Raw genomic sequence first — 3,642 nt, forward strand, 5'->3', positions numbered from 1 at the left:
CCATTACCACAAACAGGACAACGAGGATATCCTCTCAATATACGATTTTTCTTACCCCTACAATCTTCAAAAGTAAACTGACGTCTACAGTCTTTACATTGATATTTTTGATTACCTGCTTTGTCTTTTCCAAAGCGATAGAGATTTTGACTATGGCATCTTGGACATGAAATTTTATTCAATAATTTGCACATAATTTCATCTCTCCTTCGGAGGTATTTTTGGTGTTGCTATATTTAAGATACTCTAAGGAGGGATGAAATTCAAATATCATATAACTTAACAGAACTAAAGAAAGCTTATGGAGGACTTTATGAAAAAAAATATTTTAATAATAGAAGATGAAACTAGAATAAGATTTCTACTTAGGGATTATTTTTTAAAAGAAGGTTTTAGTATTATTGAAGCTGCTGATGGTGATGAAGGTCTTAACTATTTTATTAATAATAAAATTGATTTAGTAATTTTAGATATTATGATGCCTAAAGTTGATGGAATTACAGTTTTAGAAATGATAAGAAAAGTTTCTACTGTTCCAGTAATTTTACTAACTGCTAAAGGTCAAGAAGAAGATAAGCTTTTTGGGTATGAAATGGGAGCTGATGATTATATGACAAAACCTTTTTCTCCAAAAGTTCTAGTTGCCAAGGTAAAAGCTCTCCTAAAAAGAACTTCTGAGGAAGAAAGCTTTTCAAATATAAGAGAATTTAATGGATTAACAATAAACAAATTATCTCATGAAGTTAAAGTGAATGGAGAGGTAATAAATCTATCTCCTAAAGAATTTGAACTTCTAGTGTATTTATCTGACAATGCAGGAATTGCCTTGTCTAGAGATACCATATTAGATAATGTTTGGGGCATTGATTATTACGGTGATATTAGAACAGTAGATACTAATATTAAAAGACTTAGGGAAAAATTAAAAGATAAGGCTTGCTATATTGTAACTGTAAGAGGAAGTGGATATAAATTTGAAGAAAAAGTTAACTCTTAGCATATCTAGTAAACTATTTATTATTAATTCATCTTTGATATTTATTCTTTTAATATTTAGTATGATATTTCAAAATCTATTTTTTGAAGATTTTTATTTAAATAAAAAAGTAAAAGAAATGATAAAGGAAACTAAAAAATTTAGTGAACTTTATTCTTATCAAGCATCAAATGAAAAACTACTTAATGAAGCCTTATTTAGATTTGAACAAAATACTAACTCTAAAATCGCTTTACTTTCTTTAGATGGTAAATTTAAATTTATACCTAATTATGATAAAAATACTGATGATTTTCAAACCTTAACATATTTTTGTGCTGAGCTTATAAATAATAAAGACTTAATATATGAAGTATTAGAAAGCAATAAATCTAAAACTACAATATTTGAAAATCAATTTACTAAGACTACAAAAATAGGCACAATAACACCGATGTCCCTAAACTCCTTCAATGATTCAATAATAGTAGCAGTATTCTCTATGCAGCCAATTCGAGAAGCTACAGATGTAATAAAAGAATTCTATATCTATTTATTTCTTGCTTTCTTAATATTAGGATTGATATTAACTCTTATTTATGTAAATTTAATTACTAAACCTTTAATAAATATAAATAAGGTTGCAAAGCGTATGTCTCACTTAGATTTTTCGGTTAAATGTAAAGTTCAAGGAGAAGATGAAATAGGAAATCTTGCTACCACTCTTAACTTTTTATCTTCTTCTTTAGAAAGATCCTTAGAAGATCTTAAGCAAAAAAATATTAAACTACAGGAAGACATTGAAAAAGAACGAAAAATAGAGGAACTAAGAAAAGATTTTGTTGCAAGTGTTTCTCACGATTTAAAAACACCCATAGGAATTATTGAAGGTTATGCTGAAGGTTTAAGAGATGGTATTGCAACGGGGGAAGATATCAATTTATATTTAGAAACAATAATAGATGAAGCAAAGAAAATGGATAAATTAGTTACAAATATGTTAGAATTATCAAAACTTGAATCTGGAACTACAGAATTAATTTTAGAAAAATTTAATATCCTAAGATTAATTCAAAATTTAATTAAAAAGTTTTCCTTAGAATATGCCTCAAAAAAGCTAAATTTAATTTTAAAAACAAATTTAGAATATTGTTATGTAATAGGTGATAGTTTACAGTTAGATCAAGTAATGACCAATCTTTTAAGCAACGCCTTTAAATACACAGATAAAGGTAAAGATGTAATTATAGAAGTTAAAACTATAGAAAATCTAGTTGAAATATCAGTAGAAAATAAGGGCACACATATTCCTGAAGAAGAAATAGAAAATTTATTTAATAAATTCTACAAATTAGATAAATCTAGAAACAGGTCTCAAAATAAAAATAGTAGCGGTCTTGGTTTAGCAATTGTAGATAGAATACTTACCTTACATAATAGTAAATTTTCACTATCAAATACTTATGATGGAGTAATATTTAAATTTACATTGAAAAAAGCTGATGCTCCAAATTTTGATGAAGAATAAGATTAAATTTATTACTCATTAAGAGAAGATTAATATAGATACTCTTCCCTTAATGAGTATTTTTATGAATAATTTAATAATTTTTAGAAATACTAATTATATAAAAGGTGGTGATATTATGTCTCAATATAACAGAAATAAAAATAATAAAAGCAACGCCGATAAAAATAGAAATACCAATAACAGAAATAAAGGTAATAATCAAATAAAATCAACAAATGATCAAGGATAAATAAAAAACTTCCTAGTTATGTTATAATTTTATAAATTATAACATAACCGGAAGTTAAAAATTAATTTTCATCTATTTCTATTGCTTCTAAAGGTTCATACTCATATTCCCTTAAAGGCATTTCTTTTAGTATATCAATAATTTCCTGAAAATTATTGATTAGATTAAGTTTTTCTGATGCAAAATAGTATTCAAGAGAATTATTTTCCCAAGTTATCCATTTAACATATCTATCTCTTTCCGCTTCATAACGCTTAAATCTTTCATCATCTTTCACTTGATTTACTACCTCTTCACAAATAAAAAAGTTACATACATAACTTCTATATTTAGGCTTTATCGTACATCCTTCTCCTGATTTTACAAAAGGACATGCTCTAAAAAATATAGTCTTATCTCTTACTTTAAACTTACTTAATTTCCCACTATTGTTGTAATTTTTATATCCTTCCTCATCAAAAAATCCCTTAGCATGTATGTAATAATTTTTAATTTCTACCTTGGGCAAGGATAATATTCTAGTCAAAGTTTCTATGCCTTCCTCTTCTTTGACCATTTTATGAATATCATATAAATTGAATTTTGGAAAATAGGAACAACAGCCTCTATTTTTTATTTCACAAAGACTTTTTCCAAATTCACTTTTACAATCATAGCAAGAGCTGCATCCATACTGAGGAATTCCCTGATCTATTTTTAAATCTATTTTTATCATATTTTTCCCCCAATTTCATTACGAAATTTTTTACGAAAAATATTATAAAAATATTGCTCTTAAAAATAAAATCTTGAATTCGGCAAGTAAATTTTAAAAAAGTTTCTACTTGCCATTTTTGTTTTCTTTATGAATAAATTTACATTTATTATGATATTTTATACCGTTAGGTCTTTTTTTGAGTATACTTA

The 3,642-nt window shown here is 26.0% G+C and carries 5 protein-coding genes; 3 read left to right on the forward strand and 2 right to left on the reverse strand.

From position 1 onward, the window contains the following. The coding region (locus tag KQI16_RS13095; protein WP_442861798.1) for an IS1/IS1595 family N-terminal zinc-binding domain-containing protein at positions 1-194 on the reverse strand (194 nt) is incomplete at its 3' end. A 119-nt stretch (positions 195-313) separates the two neighbouring features. Here KQI16_RS13095 and KQI16_RS09880 point away from each other — a divergent pair. From KQI16_RS09880 to KQI16_RS09890, 3 genes are all read left to right on the forward strand, one after another. Beyond that, a complete protein-coding gene (locus KQI16_RS09880) occupies positions 314-997 on the forward strand; it encodes a response regulator transcription factor (RefSeq protein WP_216434019.1) in 684 nt (227 codons plus the stop codon). Positions 998-1,058: 61 nt separating this feature from the next. After that, entirely contained in the window at positions 1,059-2,504 is a 1,446-nt protein-coding gene (locus KQI16_RS09885; RefSeq protein WP_216434024.1) for a sensor histidine kinase, read from the forward strand. A 64-nt stretch (positions 2,505-2,568) separates the two neighbouring features. Further along, positions 2,569-2,736: a hypothetical protein gene (locus KQI16_RS09890; RefSeq protein ID WP_216434025.1), complete on the forward strand. Its 168-nt coding sequence runs from the start codon at positions 2,569-2,571 to the stop codon at positions 2,734-2,736. Positions 2,737-2,797: 61 nt separating this feature from the next. Here KQI16_RS09890 and KQI16_RS09895 read toward each other — a convergent pair whose 3' ends face one another. After that, positions 2,798-3,451 (reverse strand): hypothetical protein, encoded by a 654-nt coding sequence (locus tag KQI16_RS09895; RefSeq protein WP_216434021.1) that lies wholly within the window; start codon positions 3,449-3,451, stop codon positions 2,798-2,800. Positions 3,452-3,642 lie beyond the last annotated feature (191 nt).

The organism is Caproiciproducens sp. MSJ-32, from assembly GCF_018918055.1.
GTDB lineage: Bacteria > Bacillota > Clostridia > Clostridiales > Clostridiaceae > Clostridium.